This window comes from Sporomusa sp. 246TCP1 (assembly GCF_057319775.1).
This window is the reverse complement of record NZ_CM170492.1, coordinates 2,097,843-2,124,825: the sequence shown is the minus strand read 5'-3', so window position 1 is coordinate 2,124,825 and position 26,983 is coordinate 2,097,843. Positions and strand designations below refer to the sequence as shown.

The window sequence follows — 26,983 nt, the reverse complement described above, 5'->3', positions numbered from 1 at the left end:
GATTATTGATTTTGGAGGTTCGCAATGCAAATAGATATGAAAAAAACAATTGCTATTATGGAGAATAAGGGGATAAAGCTTTGGGAAGAGGATGGAAAACTACGTTATAGAGCGCCAAAAGGCACTTTGGCCGAAGAAGATTTGCAGTTCATGAAAGATAACAAACTTGAAATTCTGGATTATTTGCAGGCGGCAAGCGGAGAGCTTGCCAAAAATGATGAAGAAGACAATAACGCCTTTCCATTGACTGATATACAATCCGCATATTTACTTGGGCGAAATACTTCTTTCTCCTATGGTGGAGTTGCGTGCCATATCTACATGGAGTTGGACTACGGTGAGCTGGACGCAGATAGAGTAGAACAGGCATGGAATCGTTTGATTGTACAGCATGATATGTTACGAGCAGTAATTCGGAAGGATGGCTACCAGGAGATATTAGAGACAACTCCTCATTTTACCGTAACTAAACACGATGGCAAAAATATGCGACCAGAAGAATGGTCTGCATTGTTAAGTAACATTAGGGAAGAGATGAGCCACAAAGTATACGAACCGTCACGCTGGCCTTTATTCGATTTACAAGTAACAAATGGTCTTGATAGCGATATTCTTCACCTATCCATTGAATTTCTGATAGCCGATTGGGCTAGCATTTGGATGCTGCTTGACCAGTTTGACGAACTGTATCGGGAACCGAATATCGAACTACCTAGACTGGAAATGTCATTCAGGGAATATTTAAGTAAGGAAAAACAGTTAAGGAATGGGGAGGCATATAGAGCTGACAAAGCCTATTGGCTATCACGAATGGATGATTTGCCTCCGGCGCCAGACCTTCCCATAAGGCGAGACAGTCTTCAAGCGCCACCGTTGTTTGGTCGTCGTGCAATGTCCTTAACCCCGGAAAAATGGGAGCGGATTAAGCAATCAGCCCAGGCACATAGCATAACACCGTCAGTTGCGGTAATGTCAGCCTATGCAGCTGTACTCAGTCGATGGAGCACTTCTAATAAATTTTGCTTAAATCTGACCTTGCTTAATAGGCATGCTTTCCATGAACAAGTAGGACAAATTGTAGGAGACTTTACATCAATAAACCTATTAGCGGTGGACTGGAAGGAAAGCGGATTGCTTGATAATGCAAAGCATCTGCAACAGCAGCTGTTTGAAGACCTAGATCATAAACTCTTTACCGGCGTAGAAGTGCTTAGAGAATTATCACGAAGGAAAGGCCGTGGAGAGACCTTAATGCCGATTGTTTTTACAAGCGCCATCGGTATTTCAAAAAATGACTCAGAAGAAACCTCAACTTCTCGTAAGCTGAGGTTTGGAATAAGCCAAACTCCTCAAGTCTTTATTGATTGTCAGGCGATGGAGGACTCCGGCTCTCTGGTGGTGAACTGGGATATCAGAGTTGGGATCTTTCCCGAACAGCTGGTTGACGATATGTTTGCTGCATTTGTCAATGTTTTGGAAGAGCTGAGTGATGATGAGGCTCTGTGGGATAAAAGCACTCAAATTCCCCTTCCTGCATGGCAAATCGAGGAAAGAGTACGCGCCAATCAAACGACTTTTTCTTATCCCCCAAAAACATTACATGGGCCAGTATTTGAGCAAATCAAACAATATCCCCAGCGTATAGCGGTATCTGATGCCTCCCTTCAAATGAGTTATAAAGAATTGGGCGAATGGGCATCGGCAATATCTCGTACCCTATTACAAAACGGATGCTCAAAACAGGCACATATCGGCATATTAATGGAACCATCAGTATACCAGGCTGCGGCCGTACTGGGTGTGCTTAATATTGGTGCTGTATATGTTCCTTTAGACGTCAGTCAACCTCCACTGAGATTGGAAAAGATGCTACAGCAGACGTCGGTTCAGACAATACTGACTACTTCTAATACGAAGCGCACCTGGCCGGAGAATTATAACACGATTATTGTAGATCAATTAGAAGTGTCTGAAGGTGCCATTGAATTTCATGATTTTGATCCACTTCTTCCTGCCTATATTATCTTCACTTCGGGTTCAACTGGGATGCCCAAGGGCGTAGTGATTACCCATCAGGCGGCAAATAATACAATTGCCGATATAAACCGGCGTTTTCAAGTTACCCTGAGTGACCGGATTTTAGGCGTATCGCGTCTCAGTTTTGATCTGTCTGTGTATGATATATTTGGCATTCTATCTACCGGCGGGATGTTGGTATACTCCGACTATGCTAGGAGAACTGACCCGTCTTGCTGGGCAGAGCAGATTAATAAGCATGGAATTACCATCTGGAATTCTGTACCGGCGCTGATGCAGATGCTTATTACCTATGTCTCTTCTGAAAAAAAAGCAAATATATCTTCTCTTCGTATGGTACTGCTATCCGGCGATTGGATTCCCGTGCAACAACCAGAGGCAATACGGAGGTTTTCTCCGAAGGTACAGGTTGTTGCTATGGGAGGAGCAACAGAAGCAAGTATCTGGTCAAATTACCATATATGTGAAGAAATTGATCCTTCTTGGAATAGCATCCCATATGGCTATCCTCTTGCCAACCAACAATTCCGGGTGTTGGATAATAATATGCAAGATTGCCCTGTGTGGATGCCGGGAGAATTATTCATTCTGGGAAATGGTCTTGCAGACGGTTACATAGGAGATGAAACCGCCACAAAAAAACAGTTTATCATTCACCCCACTGAAGGTAAACGAATGTATCGTACAGGTGATCAGGGACGCTACCTGCCAGGTGGAGAACTGGAATTTTTGGGGCGAAAAGACGACCAGGTAAAAATCAACGGCCATCGAGTTGAACTGGGGGAAATTGAAACAGTATTACAGCAAAATGAATCTATTGATAATAGTGCAGTTGTCCTTGTCGACGAAAACGGTGATAAAAAACTACTGGCATTTGCGGTGCCGACTACGGTTGGCATTGGCACAGAACGTTTACAGTTTCCATTGAAAACAGTAGAGCAAAATGCGAGACTAACCCTGTCAGCTTACAATGATGGGTACGTTGCCGGCGCAGTCGCTGCTTTGGATCAGGCCGTGTTGGCAACCATGCTTCATACAATGCAGCAGCTTGGTCTATTGCTTCCGGGAAAAAGCTATGTAGCTGATGAAATTCTTCTTCATTCGGAGATTGCAGAGCAATATCGGTGGCTTGTCGGAAGATGGCTTATTGCGATGAATAAATCCGGGTTATTACAACTTGAGTCTTCTGGTGAGTACCGAAGTAACGTGTATGTGGATTCGAATCGGCTGAAAGAGCTATGGGAGAAAGCTGATAGCTTATGGAGCAATAAATTAAGCTCCCCTCAGCACATAGAATATATTCGAAGCAATGCTGAGCATTTACGAGAATTGTTGTCCGGAAAAATGGACCCTGTTAAGCTGCTTTACCCTGATGGAAGCAATAAGTACGTTGAAGCATTGTACACAAATAATTTGATGTCGGATTATCTCAATACATGTTTTTCTCAAAGCATCGCGTGCCTTGTTGAAGGAATTAAGGAATATCCCGTTCGCATTCTGGAAGTCGGTGCGGGAACCGGCGCCACAACCCGCCTTGTGCTAAAAGCATTAGCGGGGAAGGAATATAGCTATATATTTTCCGATGTGAGCGAGTATTTTTTGCCTGCCGCAAAGCAACAATTTGGAGCAGACACGAACATCTGTTTTCAAACCTTCGATATGGATGAATCATATCGCCTTCAGGGATATGCGCCCAACAGTTATGATATCATTTTGGCTGCCGGCGTATTTGAAAATGCGCGTAATATTCCGTGGACCATATCGCAATTGAAAGAATTACAAGCGCCGGGAGGCTGGTTATTATTTACTGAACCGGTAAGAGAAGTCCCGTGGATTCTTGTATCTCAAGCCTTCCTTATGACAAAACCGGCAGATAGCTTACGGGAAGACAGAGCTCTTCTCAACCGAGACGATTGGATGCATATACTTCATGAAGTAAGTGACGAGGTAAATTGCATCCCGTCAAATAATTCAGACAGTATGAGCACTTTTGGTCTTTCGTTTTTTGCAGTACAGATGAAAAATGAACAGTGTTTTGTGATAGACAGTCAATTGAAAGACTACTTACTGCAGTATCTTCCGAAACACATGATACCCCAAAGCATACAGGTGGTCGATGCAATTCCCCTGACTGCCAATGGAAAAGTGGACAAGAAAACCCTTGCCGCTTGGAAAATCAATTCGGTCAGGGAGCAAAAAACTGCTGAGAATACGCAGCAAAAAGCAGGCCGCAATCCAATAGATGATTTCCTGAAAGAACTGTGGCTCAAGGAATTGGGACTGAAAACAATTGCTGGAGAACAAAGTCTCTACGATTATGGCGCTGATTCTTTAATTATGGCCAGAGTTGCCGGAAAAGTGCGAGATCACTTTTCAGCCAAAGAAATACCGTTCGATACATTACTTCATCAATTGCTCAACTATCCGACAATCAACGAGTTGCGAGGCTTTCTGGAGGATTGTATGGCAGAAGGCACCGGTGCAAGACAAGAAGATGCCATTTCACAAGAACCAAAACAGGAAAAAGAACCGGAACAAACACCAGTAAACGAAGGACCGGGAATTATCAGACAACATACCTCGGCTGAGAGCAACGGCGTATTTACCTTCTACAGCGATGATCCGGGTCCCCTCCGGGTAGTTTTTCATGCAGGCATTGGTACAATGAATTGTTTCCGATTTTTGCTGCCGCATTTGCAAAAACAACAGCTTGGACCGGTTATAGGCATATCGATAAAGGATACTCAAAAATACTGCCAATTAGATCCCAACCGTGTAATTGAAGGGCTTGCCGACGATTATGCCAGGGAACTGCTCAAGTTTGGTAACCCATCAGCCCAGTTGATTGGTTTATGCACGGGTGGACTGATTGCTGTTGAAGTGGCGCGACGACTGATGGAAGGTGGAATGGAAGTGGTGGATTTACCAATCATTGATACTCTTCCGGTCGTTAATATTGAAGATGAACTATATTTAGAGGCAATGTTTGTACCCAACCTGAACATCACTTTTTCACAGGTGTTTCCGGGTGTAGATGACGAAGAATTGAACCGTGCTTTGCTGCTGGTTTGCCAGCAGAATACGGAGTCAATTCCGGCAGGAACAATGGCCAGCATGAGCGGCGATGCGGGCTTAGATCAAATCGGCCGGTTATTCAGTGACCTTTCCGGCTGGACTCGAAAAGAGCGCTTCCAACAGTATGCGAAAGCTGTTTCCCGCGTAGCGCAGCAGGAGGTGCCTCCCGAAATGCCGGAGGGCTTGTTTTTGATCTACCGGCAAAGCTTTTACGCCGCGCTGCATATTCCGGGAAGCTATGTCGGAGACATACGATATTTTTCTGCAAAGGAGCCCACAAGCTTTACCCCGAAGATAGCAACTCAAAAAGCCCTTGCGATGTGGGAAGATATATGTTTAGGCGATTTTTCCGTATCGTATGTAGACGGCAATCATGTGACATGTGTCGAAGATCCAATGAATGCAGTTTCTATAGCAAAACTGTTGGCAGAAAAACTGCAAAGAGCATGAATGCGGCTTGGTGACAAGGGAATGCCTGCTGCTGAGAAAACAAGATTAAGCAGCCAGCCTAACTATAGGATGTTCGTCTTGCTAGGTAATTTCCGGTAACCGGTAAAAAGATAAATTTAGGAGTATCAATTTATGGTGACTAATAAATGGTTTCCTTTTGGTCAAAAGCAGGGCAGCAAAAAAGCAGGGTGTGTTTTCTGCTTTCACTATGCCGGTGGCAGCTCAGCTATATTTAAACATTGGACTGCACCCGGTTTACCGGTTGAGTTCATACCTGTCGAGCTTCCCGGCAAGGGGATACGAAGCAGTGAAATGTGTCTGGAAAACTTCGACTATTTAATTGAGCAACTGTTACCCTGCCTGATACCTGCAATCGACTGTCATCCCTTTTGTCTTTTCGGACACAGCATGGGGGCAATAATTGCCTTTGAAGTAGCCTGCCAACTGCAGAGTAATTACGGGATTAAACCTAAAAAGTTGATTGTTGCCGGACGTCATGCGCCTCACTGTCCCGATCGGTCCGTATATAAAAGTTACATGGACGATGAGGCTCTAATCCGGGAACTGAAGAGATTGAACGGGACTCCGCGAGAAATTTTAGAAGATAAGGCAGTGATTCAATTTTTACTTCCGCTCATCCGCAGCGATTATAAACTTCACGAAAGTTACAGGTATCGGGGGCAAAAACTGAACATTCCGATCATCGCCCATGCGGGAAAGCAGGATCACGAGGCCGATGCATCCGTGATGGAGCATTGGCAGGAAGTGGCTGATGGGCCATTTGAGATCAAGGAATTCGATGGTAATCATTTTTTCGTGCAGAATTTAGGAGCAGAGTACCTTTCCGAACTGATCAGTATAGTACTGCAGGGGGACTATACAAGAGGGGAGCTTTAAGCGAACGCACCGCTGCCAATGATAGGAAAACTGGCAAATTGGTATGTATAGTTAGATTTAGCTTAGACACAAGGAATAATGATTTCCTTGTGTCTAAATACTTTTTACCATAAAACTTATCCTTTTTGACCTAGAAGAAAAATATGAGATGCGATATAATTTCTTTATTACCGATAATGAGAATCAATATCAATGATGATTTAATTTTTGATCTTGTCCGGCAAAGGGTATCTGGAGATATCTCTTTATTAAGGGAGGTATGTATTTTGCGTTACCGGAAAAAAAAGATTAAATTGGACAACCCGCTTTCTTTCTGGAAACATTTCACGAACGAAGAACGGATGTTATTTTACAATCCTTTAAAAAAGGAGTGCATTCTTGGCGCCAAACGCTTAGAAACATTGTCCGGGCAGAATGATTATAAAGACTATCCTTATGTTTTTTCTGCCATGCCATTCTTTGGTTCCGTTAAAGATGAAAAATGGGCGGGATTTGGCAATGAATCGATCGCCTTTCAATACTATTTGGTTGAAAAGGGCGGCAGGCAGACGCTGTATTATCATGGAGATCGCATAAAAATAGAAAATCAAAAAATGAAAAAATACAGGCATGCCTACCACTGCCAAGAGGACGATTATGAAGAATGGTCGCAATTATTTGCCAGCCTGACGGCGGCCATAGCGGCCAAAGAAGTAAATAAAGTAGTTATTTCGCGCGAAGTCAGAATTGAATGCGCTACGGTAATCAATATCGAAAGCGTATTACAAAATCTTTTGCAAAAAAATCAAAACAGCAACAGTTTTGTATTTGCCTATTTTAAGGACGGAAAAACTTTTTTGGGCGCAACGCCCGAGATACTCGTGCAAAAAGAACAGGACAATATCTTGAGTTATGCTTTGGCAGGCACAATTTCCCGCAACGGCCAGAATGATGAATTACAAAAGGCAATCCTGTTACGTGATGCCAAAAACCGTTATGAACACCAGATTGTCATTGATACCATCGCTGCCGGGATAAAAAAATTTACCGGTGCGGTGAAGATCGGCAATACCTCCATTTTGACGCTGCGCAATGTACACCATTTACAAACACCCATTTATGCCAAAGATCCGCGCGGAACCCTGCAGGAGTGGGTGACAAGGCTGCATCCCACCCCGGCCTTGGGCGGTAATCCCGTAAACAGGGCATTAGCCTTGCTCCGCCGATATGAAAAGCATGAACGGGGGCTGTATGCCGCTCCCATCGGCATCACCGATGGCAACGGTGATGGTATTTTTGTGGCCGGGATACGGTCGGCCCTCATTCAGGGAAATCTGGCGTTTGCCTACACGGGCTGCGGTTTGGTGGATAAATCGGAGTCCAGGGCCGAATATCTGGAAACCAATGATAAATTGCGCACGATCGTTGAAAGTTTATAGCACTGGGGGAAAACAATGACAAATTATATTGCGGCGTTAGTTGACGAATTGTATCAATTGGGGGTGCGCGAAGTCGTAATCAGTCCGGGTTCAAGGTCTACGCCCCTGGCAATGCTGTTTTGCGAGCATGATTTTAAAACTTTTTTAAACATTGATGAGCGGTCGGCCGGTTTTTTTGCCCTGGGTATTGCCAAAGGCTGCGGGAGGCCTGCCGTATTGGTTTGTACCTCTGGTTCGGCCCCAGCACACTATTTGCCGGCCCTCACCGAGTCCAGGCATTCACGGGTGCCGCTCATTGTTTTAACGGCCGACCGCCCCCCGGAGCTGCGGCAGGTGGGTGCCCCGCAGACTATTGATCAAAACAGGCTGTTCGGTGGGTTTGTAAAATATTATGAAGAACTGGCGCTGCCTGAGGAACAGGAAACCATGTACCGCTATGTGCGGGTGGTAATGCAAAAGGCCTATGCCAGTATCATGTCCGGGGAATATGGGGCAGCCCATATTAATATACCGGTGCGTGAGCCCTTGATTCCGGATTTAAAGAGAATTAATTTTGCCGCAGGCCGGGGCAGGGACAATTTTAAGTATGCGGCCGGAACCATGCAACCAGCCTTTGACCCGGCAATCATTAAAGACAAGCAGGGAATTATCCTTTGCGGCGGAGACGCCGGCGCCGATTATCACCAGGCCGTGCTGGACCTGGGAAAGCGTTTGCAGGCACCGGTGCTGGCCGATCCGCTCTCCAACCTCCGTAATTATGCCGAGGATATCATTATCGACAGTTATGACGCTTTTTTGCAAAGCGATACTGTGAAAATGGCACTAAAGCCGGATTTTATCTTCCATTTTGGACAGGTTCCCGTATCCAAGCGGTTGCAGCAATTTGTGGCTCGCCATCAGGACGTTTTATATTTTCAGGTCGATGAAAGCTTTGCCTACCGCAATCCGGCTCTTTCCACCACCAGCTACATTAGTGCTTCACCCAGATTGCTGGCCGAGTCGATCACTATACAAAATAATAATGCCGGTTACGCGGCAAAGTGGCTGACGCTTCAAAAACAAATGCGCAACCAATTAAATAGCGCCAGATATGAAAAACGACTGTTTGAAGGCAAATTGATTCAACTGCTGCAAGAGCTGCTGCCGCCGGGAACTCTGCTGGCCGTGGCCAACAGTATGGCCATTCGTGATGTGGATTACTTTTTTGCCGCCCGCGTGCAAAATATCAAAGTAATGTGCAACAGAGGGACAAACGGCATTGACGGTACGGTTTCGACCGCCCTGGGTATGGCCGCAATACACAACCCCACGGTACTTTTAACCGGCGATGTGGCATTTTACCATGATTTAAACGGACTGTTAACCGGCAAAATGCATGCCCTGAATTTGACAATTGTGCTGTTCAACAATAATGGCGGGGGAATATTCAACTATTTACCGCAAAGTACAGAGAAACACTTTGATTATTTATTCCGGACGCCTCATGATATAAATTTTCGGGGTTTACAAACCTTGTATGGCATTCAGTATTATGAAGCGGCAGATTACTCTGCTTTTGCGCAGGCTTTCAGCCAGGCGCTGACGTTTCCGGGAATCAGCTTAATTGAAGTGAAAATTGATTCCGCGTTAAGTAAGGTGCTGCATGATCAATACACAGGATAGGTGGCATTATGGTTATAGAAATTGCCAATATCAATTATCATGTGCAAATAACAGGTGAAGGAAAGCCACTTGTCTGTTTGCATGGTTTTTCTGAAAATATAAGTACATGGCGATCACTTCAATTAGAGGAATATCAATTGATCCTTATCGATCTTATTGGACATGGAAAAAGTGATAAACCGTATTCCGGCAAGTCTTACCGGGTAAAGGTAATGATCAAACATTTACATAGGCTGATTGATCAATTAGGCTTAAAAGAATATTCCCTATTAGGCTATTCGATGGGAGGGCGAATTGCATTAGCCTATGCATTAACTTATCCTAATGCGGTTGATAAGCTGATTCTGGAAAGTGCATCTTATGGTGAATGTGGCTGGATAAATCGATTACAACGACGCAGAAGTGATTTTAAGCTGGCCAAAAGTATACAGAAAAATGGTATAGAATGGTTTAATGAGTATTGGCCTGGTTTGAGTATTTTTGAATCACAAAAAAAATTGTCGGCAGCTATCACCGATGAAATAAGTGAAAGACGTTTATCTAATGCAGCGCATGCCCTTGCCAACACACTTTTAGGCAGCGGGCAGGGGAAGTTTCCCTGTCTAAAAAATCAAATAGCCAACCTGCCTATGCCCGTATTATATATCAGCGGGGAATATGATGAGAAATATAAAGAAGTCGGTTATGAGTTTGAAAAATTAAACCCCAATATCCGGCATGAAATAATAAAAGGCGTGGGACATAATACTCATCTTGAAGATTACAGTGCATTTAGTGGGGCCTTAAAAACTTTCCTATAAATATAAAATACAAGGATGGTGTTAAAGGATGAATAGATTTCCCTGGCAGGTCTTACATCGTGATTATGAAGATGTTATTTTTGAAACATACAACGGCATTGCCAAAATTACGATCAATCGTCCGGAAGTACGTAACGCATTCCGCCCTAAAACTATTATGGAATTAATTGAGGCTTTTACCATAGCCCGTGAAGATGATAAAATCGGCGTCATTATTTTAACAGGGGCAAATCATGGGCAAGGCCAGGATGAGGAAGCCTTTTGTTCCGGTGGGGATCAAAGAGTACGCGGACATGGCGGCTATGTTGGCGATGACCGGATTCCACGGTTAAATGTTCTGGATCTGCAGCGGTTAATCCGCATTATTCCCAAGCCGGTCATTGCCATGGTAAATGGCTATGCAATTGGCGGTGGACATGTGCTGCATATTGTGTGTGATCTGACAATTGCATCTGAAAATGCCAAGTTTGGGCAAACAGGACCCAAAGTCGGCTCTTTTGATGCCGGCTATGGCGCTGGCTACTTAGCGCGTATTATCGGCCAAAAAAAAGCGCGGGAGATCTGGTATTTATGCCGGCAATATACGGCCCAACAAGCTTTGGCTATGGGGCTTGTAAACACAGTGGTTCCCTTTGAAGAATTAGAGGCCGAAACAGTTCAATGGGCCGAAAAAATAGTGCAGCATTCACCTACTGCCCTGCGGTTTCTCAAAGCATCCTTCAATGCTGATACAGATGGCCTGGCTGGGCTACAGCAATTAGCAGGAGATGCCACTTTGTTATTTTATACAACAGATGAAGCTAAGGAAGGCAGAGATGCTTTTAAGGAAAAACGCAATCCCGATTTTCAGCAGTTTCCCAAGTTTCCATGAAATTTGATAGGTGAGAGTATGGAATGGCTGGCAAAACATTATCGCGAGAAACGAGAACAAAAGTTTATTAATCAGCTAACCTTTGGCGAGGTTTATGAGCGGGTAACAGAGTTGGCTAAGAAACTATATCCCTATGTTGAAAACGAGAGGAGAGTCGCGCTTTATTCCCATAACTCAGTAGATATGGCACTGTTCTTTTTGGCACTTCAGGCATTGGCAAAAGAAGTGCTGATGCTGAATACCCGTTTAACAGAGGAAGAAATAGCAAAACAGTTAAAAACATTAAACATTCAGGTTGTCTTTTCTGCTGATGACAAATTTATCGCCTTCTCTCAAGTGCATCAGGGTGAAAAGACAGACATAAAATTACCAGCTGAATGTAATAAAGAACAAATAGCAGCTATTATGAACACAAGTGCGACAACCGGTGAATTTAAATCCGTTCCCCTGAGGTGGAGACAGTTTTATTGCCATGCAAAAGCCTCACAAAACAGCTTGGGGGTAACCGCCCGGGATAATTGGCTGATGGTATTGCCGATGTATCATATTAGTGGGTTAACTATATTAATACGCAGCTTATACAATGGAACACAGACTACAATACTGGAAAACTTTGATGAAGAACAGGTAATCAACTTAATTGAAAGCAATAAAATCAATATGTTGTCAATTGTACCGACGATGCTCAAGCGAATTGTTCATCGGATTAAGCAACATAATTTGCGGGTAGTACTGGTAGGCGGCGAATCTATTCCTAAAGAACTTGTTGAAAAAAGCATTATAAAAAAAATTCCTATTTACAAAACCTATGGTATGACAGAGACAACAAGCCAGTCTGTCACTTTTTCAGTGCTAGAGCAGCCGGAGAAGATTGAATCAGTTGGATTACCACTGGCGGGGGTAGATATCAGCATTCAGAATCCGGATGAAAAGGGTATTGGTGATATATTAATTAAAAGTCCAATGCTGATGGATGGATATCTTGGCAAAGAAGAAATTTCCGGTTGTTTTAATACCGAAGATGTGGGGTATACCGATGAAGACGGATTTTTATATATAGTAGACCGCCGCAAAAATATCATCATATCCGGTGGCGAGAACATTTACCCCCAGGAAATTGAGAATATTCTCTATAAGCTGCCCCAAATAAGTGAATGCGCAGTTGTGGCCAAGCGCGATGAGAAGTGGGGGCAGGTTCCTGTGCTATATGTGGTTTCGTCACTGGCTGATGAGGCCATACTACACTATCTTTCCAAGAATCTGGCAAAATATAAGCTTCCCCAAAAAATCATCCATTTGGCTGAGCTTCCTAAAAATGCAGCGGGAAAAATAGTGAAAAAGGATTTAGAAGAGGTATTAGCATGCGGATTGAAACAATAGAGCTTTTTCATATTAGATTGCCCCTGAGGTTTATATTCAAAACATCACAGGCCAGTTTAACGCACCGGGAGACAATGATCATCAAAGTTACAGATGAACTTGGCAATACCGGCTATGGAGAGGTAGTTGCATTTAATGACCCGTTTTATACAAAGGAAACATTGCTGGATTCCAAGCTCGTATTAATAAATACCTATTTGCCTCAAGTGCTTAACAATGAGTTTGAACACCCTTTTGATATCCATAAGCGCTTTGATCTATCATACCCAATGGCAATAGCCGGTTTGGAAAATGCTGTGGTGGATTCGTATGCCAGACGCCGGCAGCAGTCCGTTATGGAGGTTGTATTTAATGAAGCAACAAATGATGAGATTGATGCTGGCGTTGTATTAGGAGACCAGAGTATCCCAAGCCTTATCAAACAAATTGACGATTATCAACAGGCAGGCTATCGCCGCTTTAAAATAAAGGTTAAGCCGGAAGATGGCTTCTTAAAGTTACAGGCGATTAGAGACAAGTATCCTTATCTTAACTTGCTGGCAGATGCAAACAGGAGTTTTCAAATTGAACAAATGCAAGAATTAAAGCAATTTGATGCATTGAAGTTACTTTGTATCGAGGAACCATTAGCTTCATCAGATTTTCTCACATATCAAAAACTTCAAAACGCATTGGATACCCTAATATGTCTGGATGAAAGTATTCAAACAATTGAAGATTTGCAAGCAGCAATTAACCTCAAAGCTTTCAGGGTTGTAAATATAAAAATAGGCCGTGTTGGCGGAATATATTATGCAAAACAGATGATTGAATTATGCAGGAAAAACAATATCCGGTATTGGATAGGAAGTATGGTTGAAAGCGGCATATCAAAAATATTGCATGTTCATCTGGCAAGTTTAAAAGATACCTTTATCCCGGGCGATTTATCCTCATCAAGGCGTTACTTTGCTAAGGATATAATTAAACCGGCCATAACGGCTGAAACTGGCCGGATTAAAGTGCCGAAAGGCTGGGGATCAGGCATAGAAATTGATGAAACCATAATAAAGGGTTTTACAATTGACTACATCAGAATCGGTGGCAAATAGCATGAATCTGATAGACTGCTTAAATATTGAATACATTCATTTAGATGGCGACAACTTTGAAGCCAAGATGACTTTAACCCAGTTTCACAGTCAACCATTTGGTTATCTGCACGGGGGTGCAACTATTGCGTTTGGAGAAACTGTTGCGGGTTATGCATCAAAACAAAAAATCAATGACAATCAGGCAGCAGTGGGTCAGACTGTTATCGCAAATCATATGAAACCCAAAAAAATAGCAGGCTATATTATAGCCAAAGGCAACCTGATGCATGCCGGAACCAGTTCCCATGTTTGGAATATTGAAATGATCGATGAGAATAATGTGTTAATTACCCATGTGACAGTTACCAATGCTATCATTGCGTTAAATAATTGAAGAATATAGCAGGAGGGGATCCTATGATAACAAACCAGGCAGGGTTTAAGCATATTGCCCAAAGATACGAGCTGCTTGATTACTGGGAACCGTTAACGCTTGGAGAACAATTAAAAGTAGCGGCCCAAAAGTATCAAAATCAGGTTGCGGTCATTGAAGATGATATCAGACTTAGTTATGGAGAACTTGATGAAGACGTTGACAGACTTGCTGCCGGCCTATTTGCTATGGGAATTCACAAGGGTGACAATGTTGTTGTTCAGCTACCCAATAGTATTGCTTTTATTACCGTTTGCTTTGCTTTGTTTCGTATTGGAGCGCGTCCCATTCTTGCCCTGCCTGCTCACCGGGAAGCCGAGTTAGATGCGATTTTTAATCTGGCAGAGCCTGTAACATATATTATTCCCACAGGTTTTTTAGGTTTCGACTATGAAAAAATAGCCGACTTTTTATTAAAGAAGCACCCATCGGTCAAATTTATTCTCACAGACGGCAAAGGGCGCAATAGTGTTGATCTGAACAGTATTCCCAGGCCGCCGGTTACTTTTGTTAATCCACCTTCTTATCAAGATACTGCGCTCTTTTTGTTATCTGGCGGGACGACCGGAATACCTAAATTAATTCCTAAAATTCATGCTGCCTATGTATATAATGCAAAAGCTACTGCAAAACGCTGCGGAGTAACCTCAAAAAGCATCTATCTGGCCGTTTTATCGATTGCACATGATTATCCGCTTTGTTGTCCTGGCGTTCTTGGCACCTTATTAGCCGGCGGCACAACTGTTCTCTGCAAAACAGCAAGTTATGAGGAGGCATTTCCGCTTATAGAGAACGAAAAAGTGACAATCACTGCTATTGTCCCGGCGATCGTTAATCTTTGGCTTGAGGCGCTTGAGTGGGATACAACAGTTGATGTTTCAAGTGTAGAGGTGGTTTTAGTGGGAGCAGCTAAACTTGAGCAAGACACTGCCAAACGGCTTATCGCCAGGCTGGGATGTAAACTTCAGCAAGGTTATGGCTTAGGTGAGGGAATTACCTGCTTTACCTCCCTTGATGATCAGGAAGACATTGTTTGCAGTTGCCAGGGACGACCAGTTTCAGAAGCGGATGAAGTAAAAATTGTCGATGAGAATGGAAATGAAGTTCCGGAGGGTGAATTTGGCGAGCTGATCGAGAAAGGACCTTATACTTTCACCGGCTACTACCGGTCACCTGAGCTGAATCAGCAATGCTTTACTGCTGATGGCTTCTTTTGCACCGGTGACCGGGTAAGAATTACGCCGGAAGGAAATATCCAGATTGCCGGACGGATAAAAGAGCAAATTAACCGGGCCGGAGAAAACGTCATTCCCTCCGAGATTGAGACCTATCTGCGGCAATATAAAGGTGTAAAAGATGCAGCTGTACTTGGGCTTCCTGATGAGAATCTGGGAGAGAGGACCTGTGCTTTTCTAATTGTTGATGACGAAACCATCACCTTTGCCGATATCGGTAAATTCTTAACCGAATTAGGTGTTGCCCAGTATAAAATGCCTGACCAGATTGAATTTATCGACTGCTTTCCATACACCAATGTGGGGAAAGTGGATAAGCAAAAGTTACGGGGATTTTGTATGAAATACAGGGAGCATGCATGATGAATAAACAATCAACTAGTAAAAAAGATGTAACGAATATGTTTGTTCTAAGCTATGAAGAAGTAAAAAAACAAATTTGTGAGATGTTAGCCGTACCTGTTGAATTTGAGGATCATCGTAATCTACTGGAGCTCGGCCTTAGTTCGTTGCAAATTATGCGGCTGGTGAGTAAATGGCGAAAAATGGGGGCTGCAGTTACCTTTGCCGAGCTGATTTCATCCCCCACTTTGGGCTGGTGGTGGTCTATATTAAACAAAACCGATGGTGCCGGTTTAAGCAAAAATAGCGGCAGCACAGCAATCAAGGGCAATACAACCATGAATGTCCCCTTTCCCCTTACCGATGTACAATATGCTTACTGGATCGGACGGCGTCAGGATCAATACCTTGGCGGGGTAGGCTGCCATGGTTATTTGGAGGTAGATGGGAAAAATGTTGATCCGCAACGGTTAGCAGCAGCGTGGGTACAACTATTGATGCATCATCCGATGCTGAGGGTCAGGTTCCTGCCTAGTGGACAGCAAGAAGTGCTGGCTGCTCCGGTAGACCCCAAAGTAATAGTAAATGACCTGAGAGGGTATACCTCGGCTGAGCTTGACCAGGTTTTAATGCAACTACGTAATCAGCTGTCACACCGTCTGTTAGCTATAGAAAAAGGCGAGGTCGCGGGACTGCAACTCAGCTTATTGCCAAATAGCAGGACACGCCTGCATTTTGATATTGATCTGTTAGTGGCAGACGTCCAAAGTTTCCAAATCATTTTAATAGATCTGGCGGCTGCCTATGCGCGTAATTGTAAACCGCAGGCACCGGCGAACTGGAATTTTGCTGCCTATTTACAGCAGGAGGAACAGCGAAAAGCTGCAGATCAGGAAAAAGCAAAAGACTATTGGCGTAAGCGTTTACCGGCAATGCCAGCAGGACCGGCAATACCGCTAAAAGAAAACCCGGAGAACATCAGGAAACCTGTGTTCAAAAGGCGCGAACATTTTGTTGAGCCAGTTGTCTGGCAAACGCTGAAGAAACGCTCAGCTGAGAAGCAAGTGACGCCGGCCATGGTTCTTCTAACTGCTTATGCACTTGTTCTGGAACGCTGGAGTACCAATTCCCGGTTTTTAATTAATATCCCGTTATTTGATCGCCTGGCTACAGACGAAGGGATTGAGCATGTAGTTGCCGATTTTACTAATTTACTATTACTTGCAATAGATTGCCGTTCCAGTAACTCCTTCCTGGGACAAGTGCAAAATATTCAGCAGCAATTCCATCAGGATATGGCAAACACCGCTTATTCAGGGGTAAAGGTTCAGCGTGATCTGGCGCGTTTATACCAAGGAGAAAAGGTGTTTGCCCCGATTGTATTTTCCTGCAATTTAGGTGTTCCTCTGATCAATGATGAATTTCGTACAGCCTTTGGTGAAATTGGCTATATGATCTCACAAACACCCCAAGTGTGGCTTGATTTTCAGTTGTTTGATATGGCCGGGGGCTTACTGCTGATTTGGGATGGCATTGATGAGCTATTCCCGGATAGGTTAGTGGATGAAATGTTTGCCGCCTATCAGCAGTGCCTTCAGTGGTTGGCAGCAGAGGATAATGACTGGCTGACCTTGCCTGATATAGTGCTGGATTTACCGCAAATCAACAGACAAACAGCTATTCAGCTACCGAAATCAGAAACCTGTTTACATACCTTGTTTTTTGAGACTGCGGCCGTACATTCACAAAAGGTGGCTTTGATAGAAGGGGTAACCGGAACAGTAATTTCTTATGGAGAGTTAGCTAATTATGCCTTACAGGTTGCTGCCGCTTTACAGGCACACGGGGTAAAAGCAGGCAATACAGTTGCCATAATGATGCCGCGGGGAATCGAGCAGATCGCGGCCGTGTTCGGGGTGCTGGCAGCAGGCGCCTGTTATGTTCCTGTTAGCCCGCAGCAACCGGCCGTACGCCGTGAAAGCATCCTCTGCAAAGCAGGCTGCCGCTATATCCTTACCCAAGGTGAGGTAATAGGCAGTATTTCCTGGCCGGAGAATACAGTTGTAATTAATATGGATCAGATTAAACAAACTGCACCCCTGGCAGAACCTGTCAGGATTGCTGCCGGAAGTTCTGCCTATGTCATATTTACTTCAGGCTCAACTGGCGAACCCAAAGGGGTTGAAATAAGCCATGCAGCCGCATGGAATACAATTGCTGATATTAATAACCGCTATGAAATTAATGCAAGTGACCGAGCCCTGGCAGTTTCCGCCTTGGATTTTGATCTATCTGTCTATGACATATTTGGTTTGCTGAGTGTGGGTGGCTCGCTGGTGCTAATTACAGAAGATACCCGTAGGAATGCCTCCTGCTGGTTAGGTTTAATGCAAGAATATAAAATCTCAGTCTGGAACTCTGTTCCGGTTCTGCTAAACATGCTGCTGACTGAGGCCGGCAGCCGCTTGCGAAAATTAGCAGCCCTGCGGGTGGTTATGCTTTCCGGCGATTGGATAGGCTTAGATATTCCCGCCAGACTGCAGGCTGTGGCAGAGAATTCCCGGCTTGTAGCCATGGGTGGTGCCACTGAAGCAGCGATCTGGTCTAACTATTATGATGTAACAGTGCCAGTGCCTGCCCATTGGGTCTCTATTCCCTATGGACAGCCCTTGGCCAACCAAATATACCGTGTTGTGGATCAAAAAGGCAGAGATTGTCCGGATTGGGTACCGGGTGAACTCTGGATTGGCGGCGCAGGGGTTGCCAGGGGTTATATTGGTGATCCTGAATTAACGCGGAAGCATTTTGTAACGGCTAAGGATATGCGCTGGTACCGCACTGGCGATATGGGAAGATTTTGGGCAGATGGCAACATTGAATTTCTAGGGCGCCAGGACTTTCAGGTAAAAGTGCGAGGTCACCGCATCGAGCTTGGAGAAATTGAAGCAGCAATAAAAAGACATCCTGATATAGAGAATGCTGTAGTTGCCGCAGTTGGGGAGATACGTGGGAACAAACAGCTTATAGGTTATGTAGTGCTTGCTGATGAACAAAAAAACGGGCTGTTAGAGGCTGCAGCGGTTGATTATCAAACAAACCAGGCTATGTGGAATGACTTATTGCGTATTGGGCAAGAAAGAGCTGGCGCTAAGCAGGACGGGGACACAAAAGAAAATACGGTTGCTCTTTTCCATAGATATAGTGAGGCTGTAAGTATTGTCTATATCTGCCGGGCCTTACAGAAGACCGGGGCCTATTGCAAAGCCGGAGAGCGTTATACCGTCTCAGGCCTGATGGAGCATTGTACTATTCGCCCGCGCTATAAAGAGTTGATAAAACAGTGGTTTGAAAGCCTGGCAGATCAGGGCCTGGTAACCAAAGACGAAGCTGGCCTGTTGACAAATACCCGGGACTTCCCAACAAATCCCCGGGAGGTTTTACAGCAAAACCAGGATTATTCGGCATGGCTGCCCTATATGGCGGAGTTATCCCGGTTCTTAGAACAATTTGATAAAAACAGTGCTGATTTATTGAAGGGAAATGTTGATCCCCTGGAGCTGTTTTTCGCCGATACACACCAGGCGCCGGATGATTTCGTACAAAGGCTACCAGGGGCAGAATACAAAAATAATATTGCACAAGCGATTCTGGCGGCAGCAGTGGACGGCTGCCAAAATGGCAAACCAGTTAGAATACTGGAGCTTGGGGCAAGAGGGCTGCAGTTGACAGAAAGTGTATTAACCTTGCTTTCTGCTAAAAAGATTGAGTTTGCCTGCACAGATACCTCAGCCTTTTTTATTAATAATGCAAAAAAACAACTTAAGCACTATCCGTTTGTGGAGTATCGGCAATTAGACATAAATGAGAATCCGCTCTGTCAGGGCTATGCGGCAAATAGCTATGACATTATTATTGCATCAAATTCCCTGCATCGCGCCCGTAATATTAAAACTGCACTAAAGCATGTTTTATCGCTGATGGCACCAGGCGGTATAATATTAATTACGGAGATGACTGGCAATAGTCGATTGCAGCAAATAAGTACAGGCTTTCTGGAGAATGGGTTCACTAATTTTGAAGATGAGCGGCGCTTCAGTCACGCCCCTTTACTTTCAATTGATCGATGGCAGGCATTGCTGCAAGCCGCAGGTTATGCTAATACAGCTGTTTTTCCCGAAGCAGAGGAACCTATGAGCAGCTATAATCAGCATGTGATTATAGCCCAATCAGGTTGTAGAACCTTTAAGGCCGAACGTTTAGTTAAATTTTTAGGTGAAATAATCCCTGAATATATGATTCCCTCGCTCTTCATACCATTACCGGAACTGCCGGTTACTGTGAATGGGAAAATTGACAGAAAGGCATTACCGGCGCCTAATGCAATGCAAAATGAAACCCCGGATAAAGCATTTATTGCACCGGCGACCCCAGTTGAGTTATCGCTTGCTCAAATCTGGACAGAAATCCTTAAAGTAGAAAAAATAAGCATGACAGACAATTATTTTGAATTAGGCGGCGATTCCCTACTCGCAACTCAATTAAATGTTATGGTACGCCAAAAATTTAACGTGGAATTATCGTTAGAGAACATTTTTAACAAGCCGGTATTTGCTGAACTTACTGAGACTGTTCAGCATTTAATGGATGACAATGTGCAAGCGAATAACTTATTGCCGACGATACAACTGCCGCAAGTAGTTCCAAGTCCAGAGGAAACCTACCTGCCTTTTCCGTTAACAGATATTCAGCAAGCCTATTGGATCGGAAGAAGTGGGGTATATGCCTTAGGCAATGTAGCTACCCATTGTTATTTTGAAATGGACGGACAGTATTTAGACTTAAAAAAAGTAAATGAGGCGTGGCAACGCTTAATTGATCATCATGGAATGCTGCGGGCCGTGATTTTGGCTGATGGACAATCCCAAAAGATGTATGAAGCTGTTTCACCTTATCAAATCAAGGTGTATGATTTGCAACAAGCCGGGAATGTAGAAACTGAATTAGAAACTATCCGTGAAGATATGGCTCATCAAATATTTAAAACAGGCCAGTGGCCATTATTTGATATTCGTGCTTCAATATTTGGGCAGCGGCGTATTCGCCTGCACATTAGCTTTGATAATATAATTCTTGATGGCTGGAGTATCTTCTATCTCTTTAAAGAGTGGAAACGGCTTTATGATCATCCGGAAGCGACGCTGCCTGTGCTTGATTTGTCTTTTAGAGATTATATTATGACCTTAGAGGAAATTAAGAAAACAGCCGTATATCAACAGGATGTGGGATATTGGCAGGAACGTCTGGCTGATTTGCCGCCAGCCCCGGAACTGCCCTTGGCCAAGAATCCAGACTTGCTCTCCCACCAGCGTTTTAGTCGTTTGGAAGCGAGGCTTAGCCGTAGTGAGTGGCAAAGCCTTAAAAGAAAAGCCGCAGAAAGCGGGTTAACAGCAGCCGGTATTCTGCTTACTGCCTATGCTGAGGTGCTGAGTGCGTGGAGTAAACGCCCCCAATTCACGATTAATCTAACAAGATTTAACCGGTTACCATTACATCCCCAGATCAAGGAGCTTGTTGGCGATTTCACTTCATTAACATTATTGGCAATAGATACGGCAGCCGGCCAGACATTCATTGAGCGGGCTAAAAACTTACAAGAGCGGCTATGGCAGGATTTAGACCATCCTTATGTCAGCGGGGTTTTTGTAGAACGTGAACTGGGCAGGCTTGTTGATCAACGCCAGGCGATTACCATGCCCATCGTATTTACCAGCGGGCTTGGCATTGAACAGGAAAATGAAAATAATCCAGGTGATAACTATTTAGGGAGAATCGCTTACGGCATTTCACAGACCCCCCAGGTTTGGCTGGATCATCAGGTTTCAGAACAAGCGGGTGAGTTGCTTTTGTCCTGGGATGGGATCAAAGATATTTTCCCGGAAGGATTGCTGGAAGATATGTTTGCAGCCTATTGTCAGCTGCTTAGCAGTTTAGCTAGGGATGCAACAATATGGTCAAAACAGACTACAAGTCTTATCGCGATTCCACGACTGGAAAAGCGGCTTGAGGCAAACAGTACCGGCGCAGCGGTTTCATCAGAAACACTTGTTAGTTTATTTGCCAGGCAAGTGAAAAAAAACCTCAAGAACCCAGCGGTAATCTCCTCAGAGCGCACATTGACCTATGAAGAACTGTCGATGCGGTCAGAGGGTGTAAACCGGCTTCTGATTAAAGAAAAGGTGCAACCGAATACCCTTGTTGCAGTGGTGATGGAAAAAGGTTGGGAAGAAGTTGTGGCAGTACTTGGAGTGCTTAAGGTAGGTGCTGCTTATTTACCAATTGATGTAAATCAACCAGAAAACAGACTTCATTTATTATTACGTGAGGGTAATATCAAAATAGTACTTACCCAGTCAAAGGTGGCGGCACGAGTTAACTGGCCAACCGATATGATCAGAATATCGGTTGATCAAATGGTGGCGAGGGAGGAAGATGATAGCTCACCCACACCTACTGCCCAACCGGAGGATCTGGCTTATGTAATTTATACATCAGGCTCAACCGGTTCGCCGAAAGGGGTAATGATTGATCATCGGGGCGCGGTTAACACAATTTTGGACATAAATAAGCGATTGGGCATTGGTGCAAATGACAGGACAATCGCCCTCTCCAATCTAAATTTTGACCTTTCCGTATATGATATTTTTGGAATGCTCGCCGTTGGCGGTTCCGTTGTTATTCCAGACGCCAACAAAGTCAAAGAACCTGCCTATTGGCTGGAATTAATCCACAAAGAAAAGATAACGATTTGGAATACAGTTCCGGCATTTATGCAAATGCTTGTGGAATATCATCCGGCAGTGGCCAACCCTTTACCGGATGCATTACGGGTAGTGCTTTTAAGCGGGGATTGGATCCCATTAGATCTGCCTGATAGGCTAAAAGGGCTCTTTGCCGGTGTTCAGGTAATTGGTCTAGGCGGAGCAACCGAGGCCTCCATCTGGTCCAATGTATATAATATTGAAAAAATCGACCCAGGTTGGAAAAGCATTCCTTATGGCAAGCCTTTGACCAACCAGCGCTATTATGTGCTGAATCAATTAATGGCGGACTGCCCGGTTTGGGTGCCAGGTAAACTCTATATTGGCGGGACTGGAGTTGCCAAAGGCTACTGGCAAAACGATGAACAGACCCGGGAAAGATTTATTGAGCATCCACGAACTGACGAACGTCTTTATGATACGGGTGATCTAGGGCGTTATTTACCAGACGGTAATATTGAATTTCTGGGACGTGAAGATTCACAAGTAAAAATTAATGGCTACCGGATTGAATTGGGAGAGATTGAAGCTAATATCAAACAACTTACTGCAGTAAGGGAGGTTGTGGTTGGAACCTGCGAAGAGCCTCCAGGCCATCAGAATTTGATTGGCTATGTGGTGCTGGATGAAGAGCAGTCAGCAGAATTCTTTACTATACAAAGTGGTAGCAGTGATAAGGTGTTTAGCCCTGACAGATTTTCTGAAGCAGTCAAAGCTAAGCTTCCCCAATATATGGTACCAGCAGCCTATGTGTTATTGAAGGCTTTGCCCCTGTCACCCAATGGGAAAATTGACCGTAAGACACTAGCCCAATTGATTCCTAAAAAGGAAACAGCACAAAATAAGCAGCGAATTGCCCCAGCCACAGATATTCAGTTGAAAATTGCGAATGTATGGGAATCGGTTCTGAAATATCAAGATGTAAGTATTGAGGATGACTTCTTTGAACATGGTGGGGACTCGTTGCGTGCAATTCAATTTATCAATCTTTTAAAAGATCGTTATGATATTGAATTGTCATTACAAAGTTTGTTTGAAGAATCCAAGATAGTCTTATTAGCGCAAGCTGTTGAAAATGAAATAAGCTCGACCCAAGCTTGCTATTGCATCCGAATGAAATAGCGGCACTTCAAAGCGTACCTTCCTGCCAAAGGCAGAAGGTATCCTTTGACTGCTGGACGTACAAGAAGATTTTTGTTAAAGCGACAGGGGAGGGGTTAAGCCGCCCCCTTAATTTCTTTTTCACCTCCATTGGCGGTAGTAAGCAAGGACCTCTCTCCGTCCTTGTCCTTTGAAAGGAAGTGAACATTGTGCTCAAAGAACTGGTTGATGCTGGTATTAGCGGCGATAAAAAATCACTTGCTGTAACGGAAAGCTACAAACTGGTCAGCCGAAAGTATAAACAGGAAGACACCGTAGTTGATGTGCAAGGGACTAAAATTGGTGGCCGGCATTTAGGGGTTATGGCCGGTCCGTGCGCCGTCGAAAGCCTGGAACAACTGCTGGAAGCAGCCAGGGGGGTGAAAAGAGCGGGTGCACAGTTTTTGCGGGGTGGAGCTTACAAACCACGAACTTCGCCATACTCTTTTCAGGGACTGGAAGAAAAAGGCCTGGAACTGTTGGCTGAAGCAAGAGCGCAGATAGGCCTAAAAATTGTGACCGAAGTAGTAGATTCTTCCTCGGTTGCTATTGTCAGTCATTATGCCGATATACTGCAAATCGGCGCAAGAAATATGCAAAACTTCAACCTGCTTAAAACAGTTGGCAGGTCTGGCAAACCAGTGCTGCTTAAGCGCGGTCTGGCTGCCACTATCAGTGAATGGCTAAATGCGGCCGAATACATCATGTGCGAAGGCAACTACAATGTCATCCTTTGCGAACGGGGCATTCGTACTTTTGAAACATATACTCGCAATACATTGGATCTGGGGGCGGTTGCCGCCGTAAAAAACCTAAGTCATCTACCAGTCATTGTTGACCCCAGCCATGGCACCGGACGCTGGAAGCTGGTCAGACCTATGGCCAGGGCTGCAGTTGCGGCCGGGGCAGATGGATTGATCATTGAAGTTCATCCTAATCCGGCTGAAGCGTTGTGTGACGGCCCTCAGTCATTGACCCCGGAAAACTTTTCACTGCTCATGCATGAGGTTGGCGCTATTGCTACAATCGCGGGAAAAGCTGTTCTATTAAGCAACTGAATATCACTATCACCAGAAAGGTGAGCCGTTTTTTATTTGATATTCGGTGTGAATTGGTTTGATTATTTCTGTGTATTAATGGCAAAACAATTATTCGACAGTTATCTAGAGGATGCTTTTGAATGGAATTATAGTTTCAATGCGGTCAGCAACATATATCGTGATATATGATAAGTTAAGCGGTATTCCAATCAACTTGAATAACGCAATAAAAGTGGTATAATTGATAATAATAATCAATTATACCACTTTTATCGTGCATAGGGATATCCATTGAGTCAATACATACGCCACATCATCTGTCTGATTTTGTATCCGGGCGTACAGATACCGGTGGACACTTTTGATCAAAAGGAGAAAATGCTGTGAATGGATTGCAAGCGGAAAGGCAAAAAGATAATAAACCGGAAGAGCATTGGTTGCTTTATAACAACAGGAGGCATTTGATGTATTCTGTCCAGGACAGTATGAATTCTCTCTCATTTACCCAAGACTTTGGCAGTGGGAAAGTAAAGCAACTGTTAGCCTGTCCTTATGCTCAAATCAAAGAGACTGAATTTACATTTTGTGATACCATGTGTGGCGGCGTCAATTTTGGCATGCCGCGCAAGGTGCTTTATTTTTGTCTGGCAGGGGAATTTGTGTTAGAGGATAAAAACCTGGTTGTAAATCCCTCTCAATTTCTTGCCTTCAGTGCAACCGATCTGAAGCGTGTTATATTTCCCCCCAATGTACGGCAATGGGTTGTCACTGTGGAAATCTATCCAGATAAACTCAAGGATTGTAACGGCGATGGTTTATCAACCGCGATGCGGCATTTTTTAGCCCTCAATACGACTTTTTCCACGCATAAACTGTCACTGGCGATGAAAACAGTACTGCATCAATTGCTCCATTGTCCTTATAATGATTTGGTAAGAACGATCTATATGGAAGGAAAGCTGCTTGAATTTATGGCAGTTTATCTGAATGAGATCATCTATCAACAGGAAACGATGCCTGGAGGTTACCCGCACCTCTCCCGGCAGGATGTAAAAAGTATTTATCAGGCAAAGCAAATTTTAGATCAAAGCTTTGTTTCGCCGCCCACTCTTGCCGGGTTGTCAAAACTGATTTGCTTGAATGAATTCAAATTAAAAAATGGATTTAAGCAATTGTTTAGTCAAACCGTGCATGCTTATGTTGTAACTAAAAGACTGGAACTGGCAAAACAACTGTTTGAGGAAAAGCAATTGAATGTGAGTGAAGCGGCGTCTCATATCGGTTATGCTAATGCTAGTTATTTTGCACTGGCATTTCGCAAAAAATTTGGTATTACCCCGAGTGAATATCTTTTATCGCAAAAGGGATAGGCAAGTTGCTAGTTTATGACTGTATCATTTTTGATACAGTTATTTTTTATGGATAAAAAATCCGTTTACTGTTCATTAAATCCTTTTACAGGTAGAGACGAACTGACGTTTTTTAGTATGCTTTACAAGTGATATTGATAATTATTATCAATATCACTTGTAAAGCAATGAATAGGGAGGTGAAAGCGTGAATGATGCGATTGTATTTAAAGCTTCTAAGCCTGATCCCCGGGTATGGTTGTTTCTGGTTATGATCGTATCCTTATTGACTTTCCTCTGCGGGAGTCGCATTGAACTTTTCAGTTTGTTTGCCATACTTGCCGCGGTCATGATTTGGCAGAAAATGATATCTGCCGCTAGTTATTTTGTGGCATTCTATGCGGTCTTATTGGTACTCAATGCATGTCTTGGGCTGATATCAATACCACTGATCAGTATGGTTGTTGCCATGGTTATCTTGCTTTTGTTCAGGCTTATTCCGATTTATATGGCCTACAGCATCCTGGTGGAAAAGACGTCCATGAATGAATTAATTGCAGCCTTGGAACAGCTGCGAGTTCCCAAAATGTTGATTATTCCCTTAACGGTAGTCTACCGTTATATCCCCACAGTGAGGTACGAAATCGCGCATATCAATGATAGTTTGAAAATGAGAGGGCTGGAACCATCATTTGTGGGGCTGCTGTTACACCCGGTAATGACAATAGAAAAGTTCATGATTCCGTTGCTTGTACGCAGCAGTAAACTGGCAGATGAATTGTCGGCGGCAGCGTTGTGCAAAGGGCTTGATGCCATGCATCCAAGAACGTCCTGCACCAGGGTATGCTTTGATAAACAGGATGCCATTTGTTGCGTTATCTTTGCCGTGGTCGCCGTGACATTTATTGTTATGCATGAGCCTGTTTATGCCCAGTTAATTAGGTAGAAAGGAGAATTTTAAAA

14 protein-coding genes are annotated in these 26,983 nt (G+C 44.0%); all 14 read left to right on the top strand.

What is annotated here, in order from left to right; all coding sequences use genetic code 11:
• Nucleotides 1–24: 24 nt before the first annotated feature.
• Nucleotides 25–5,562 (top strand): amino acid adenylation domain-containing protein, encoded by a 5,538-nt coding sequence (locus tag AC1ECB_RS10385; RefSeq protein ID WP_485668627.1) that lies wholly within the window; start codon nt 25–27, stop codon nt 5,560–5,562.
• 132 nt (nt 5,563–5,694) lie between these two features.
• The gene (locus AC1ECB_RS10380; protein ID WP_485668626.1) at nt 5,695–6,459 is read left to right on the top strand and encodes a thioesterase II family protein; all 765 of its coding nucleotides are present in this window, start codon (nt 5,695–5,697) and stop codon (nt 6,457–6,459) included.
• A gap of 266 nt (nt 6,460–6,725) precedes the next feature.
• The gene (locus AC1ECB_RS10375) at nt 6,726–7,877 is read left to right on the top strand and encodes an isochorismate synthase (protein WP_485668625.1); all 1,152 of its coding nucleotides are present in this window, start codon (nt 6,726–6,728) and stop codon (nt 7,875–7,877) included.
• Nucleotides 7,878–7,892: 15 nt separating this feature from the next.
• Entirely contained in the window at nt 7,893–9,539 is a 1,647-nt protein-coding gene (gene menD / locus AC1ECB_RS10370) for a 2-succinyl-5-enolpyruvyl-6-hydroxy-3-cyclohexene-1-carboxylic-acid synthase (protein WP_485668624.1), read from the top strand.
• Between the two features lie 8 nt (nt 9,540–9,547).
• Nucleotides 9,548–10,339 (top strand): 2-succinyl-6-hydroxy-2,4-cyclohexadiene-1-carboxylate synthase, encoded by a 792-nt coding sequence (gene menH, locus AC1ECB_RS10365; protein WP_485668623.1) that lies wholly within the window; start codon nt 9,548–9,550, stop codon nt 10,337–10,339.
• A 28-nt stretch (nt 10,340–10,367) separates the two neighbouring features.
• On the top strand, nt 10,368–11,210 hold the full coding sequence (menB, locus tag AC1ECB_RS10360; RefSeq protein ID WP_485668622.1) for a 1,4-dihydroxy-2-naphthoyl-CoA synthase: 843 nt from the start codon (nt 10,368–10,370) through the stop codon (nt 11,208–11,210).
• A gap of 18 nt (nt 11,211–11,228) precedes the next feature.
• Nucleotides 11,229–12,590 (top strand): o-succinylbenzoate--CoA ligase, encoded by a 1,362-nt coding sequence (gene menE, locus AC1ECB_RS10355; protein ID WP_485668621.1) that lies wholly within the window; start codon nt 11,229–11,231, stop codon nt 12,588–12,590.
• Complete coding sequence (gene menC, locus AC1ECB_RS10350; RefSeq protein WP_485668620.1) at nt 12,572–13,681, top strand: o-succinylbenzoate synthase; 1,110 nt, start codon at nt 12,572–12,574, stop codon at nt 13,679–13,681. Before menE ends, menC begins: the two co-directional genes overlap by 19 nt.
• A gap of 1 nt (nt 13,682) precedes the next feature.
• Complete coding sequence (locus AC1ECB_RS10345; RefSeq protein ID WP_485668619.1) at nt 13,683–14,057, top strand: PaaI family thioesterase; 375 nt, start codon at nt 13,683–13,685, stop codon at nt 14,055–14,057.
• 23 nt (nt 14,058–14,080) lie between these two features.
• A complete protein-coding gene (locus AC1ECB_RS10340) occupies nt 14,081–15,694 on the top strand; it encodes a (2,3-dihydroxybenzoyl)adenylate synthase (RefSeq protein ID WP_485668618.1) in 1,614 nt (537 codons plus the stop codon).
• Nucleotides 15,691–23,613, top strand: a complete 7,923-nt coding sequence (locus AC1ECB_RS10335) for a non-ribosomal peptide synthetase (RefSeq protein ID WP_485668617.1) — start codon at nt 15,691–15,693, stop codon at nt 23,611–23,613. The genes AC1ECB_RS10340 and AC1ECB_RS10335 overlap by 4 nt, the downstream gene beginning before the upstream one ends.
• A gap of 188 nt (nt 23,614–23,801) precedes the next feature.
• On the top strand, nt 23,802–24,689 hold the full coding sequence (gene aroF, locus AC1ECB_RS10330; RefSeq protein WP_485668616.1) for a 3-deoxy-7-phosphoheptulonate synthase: 888 nt from the start codon (nt 23,802–23,804) through the stop codon (nt 24,687–24,689).
• A 365-nt stretch (nt 24,690–25,054) separates the two neighbouring features.
• Nucleotides 25,055–26,041: a helix-turn-helix transcriptional regulator gene (locus tag AC1ECB_RS10325; protein ID WP_485668615.1), complete on the top strand. Its 987-nt coding sequence runs from the start codon at nt 25,055–25,057 to the stop codon at nt 26,039–26,041.
• A 187-nt stretch (nt 26,042–26,228) separates the two neighbouring features.
• Nucleotides 26,229–26,966 carry an energy-coupling factor transporter transmembrane component T gene (locus tag AC1ECB_RS10320; protein WP_485668614.1) on the top strand — a complete coding sequence of 246 codons (738 nt, stop codon included), beginning with the start codon at nt 26,229–26,231 and terminating at the stop codon, nt 26,964–26,966.
• The last annotated feature ends 17 nt before the right edge of the window (nt 26,967–26,983 follow it).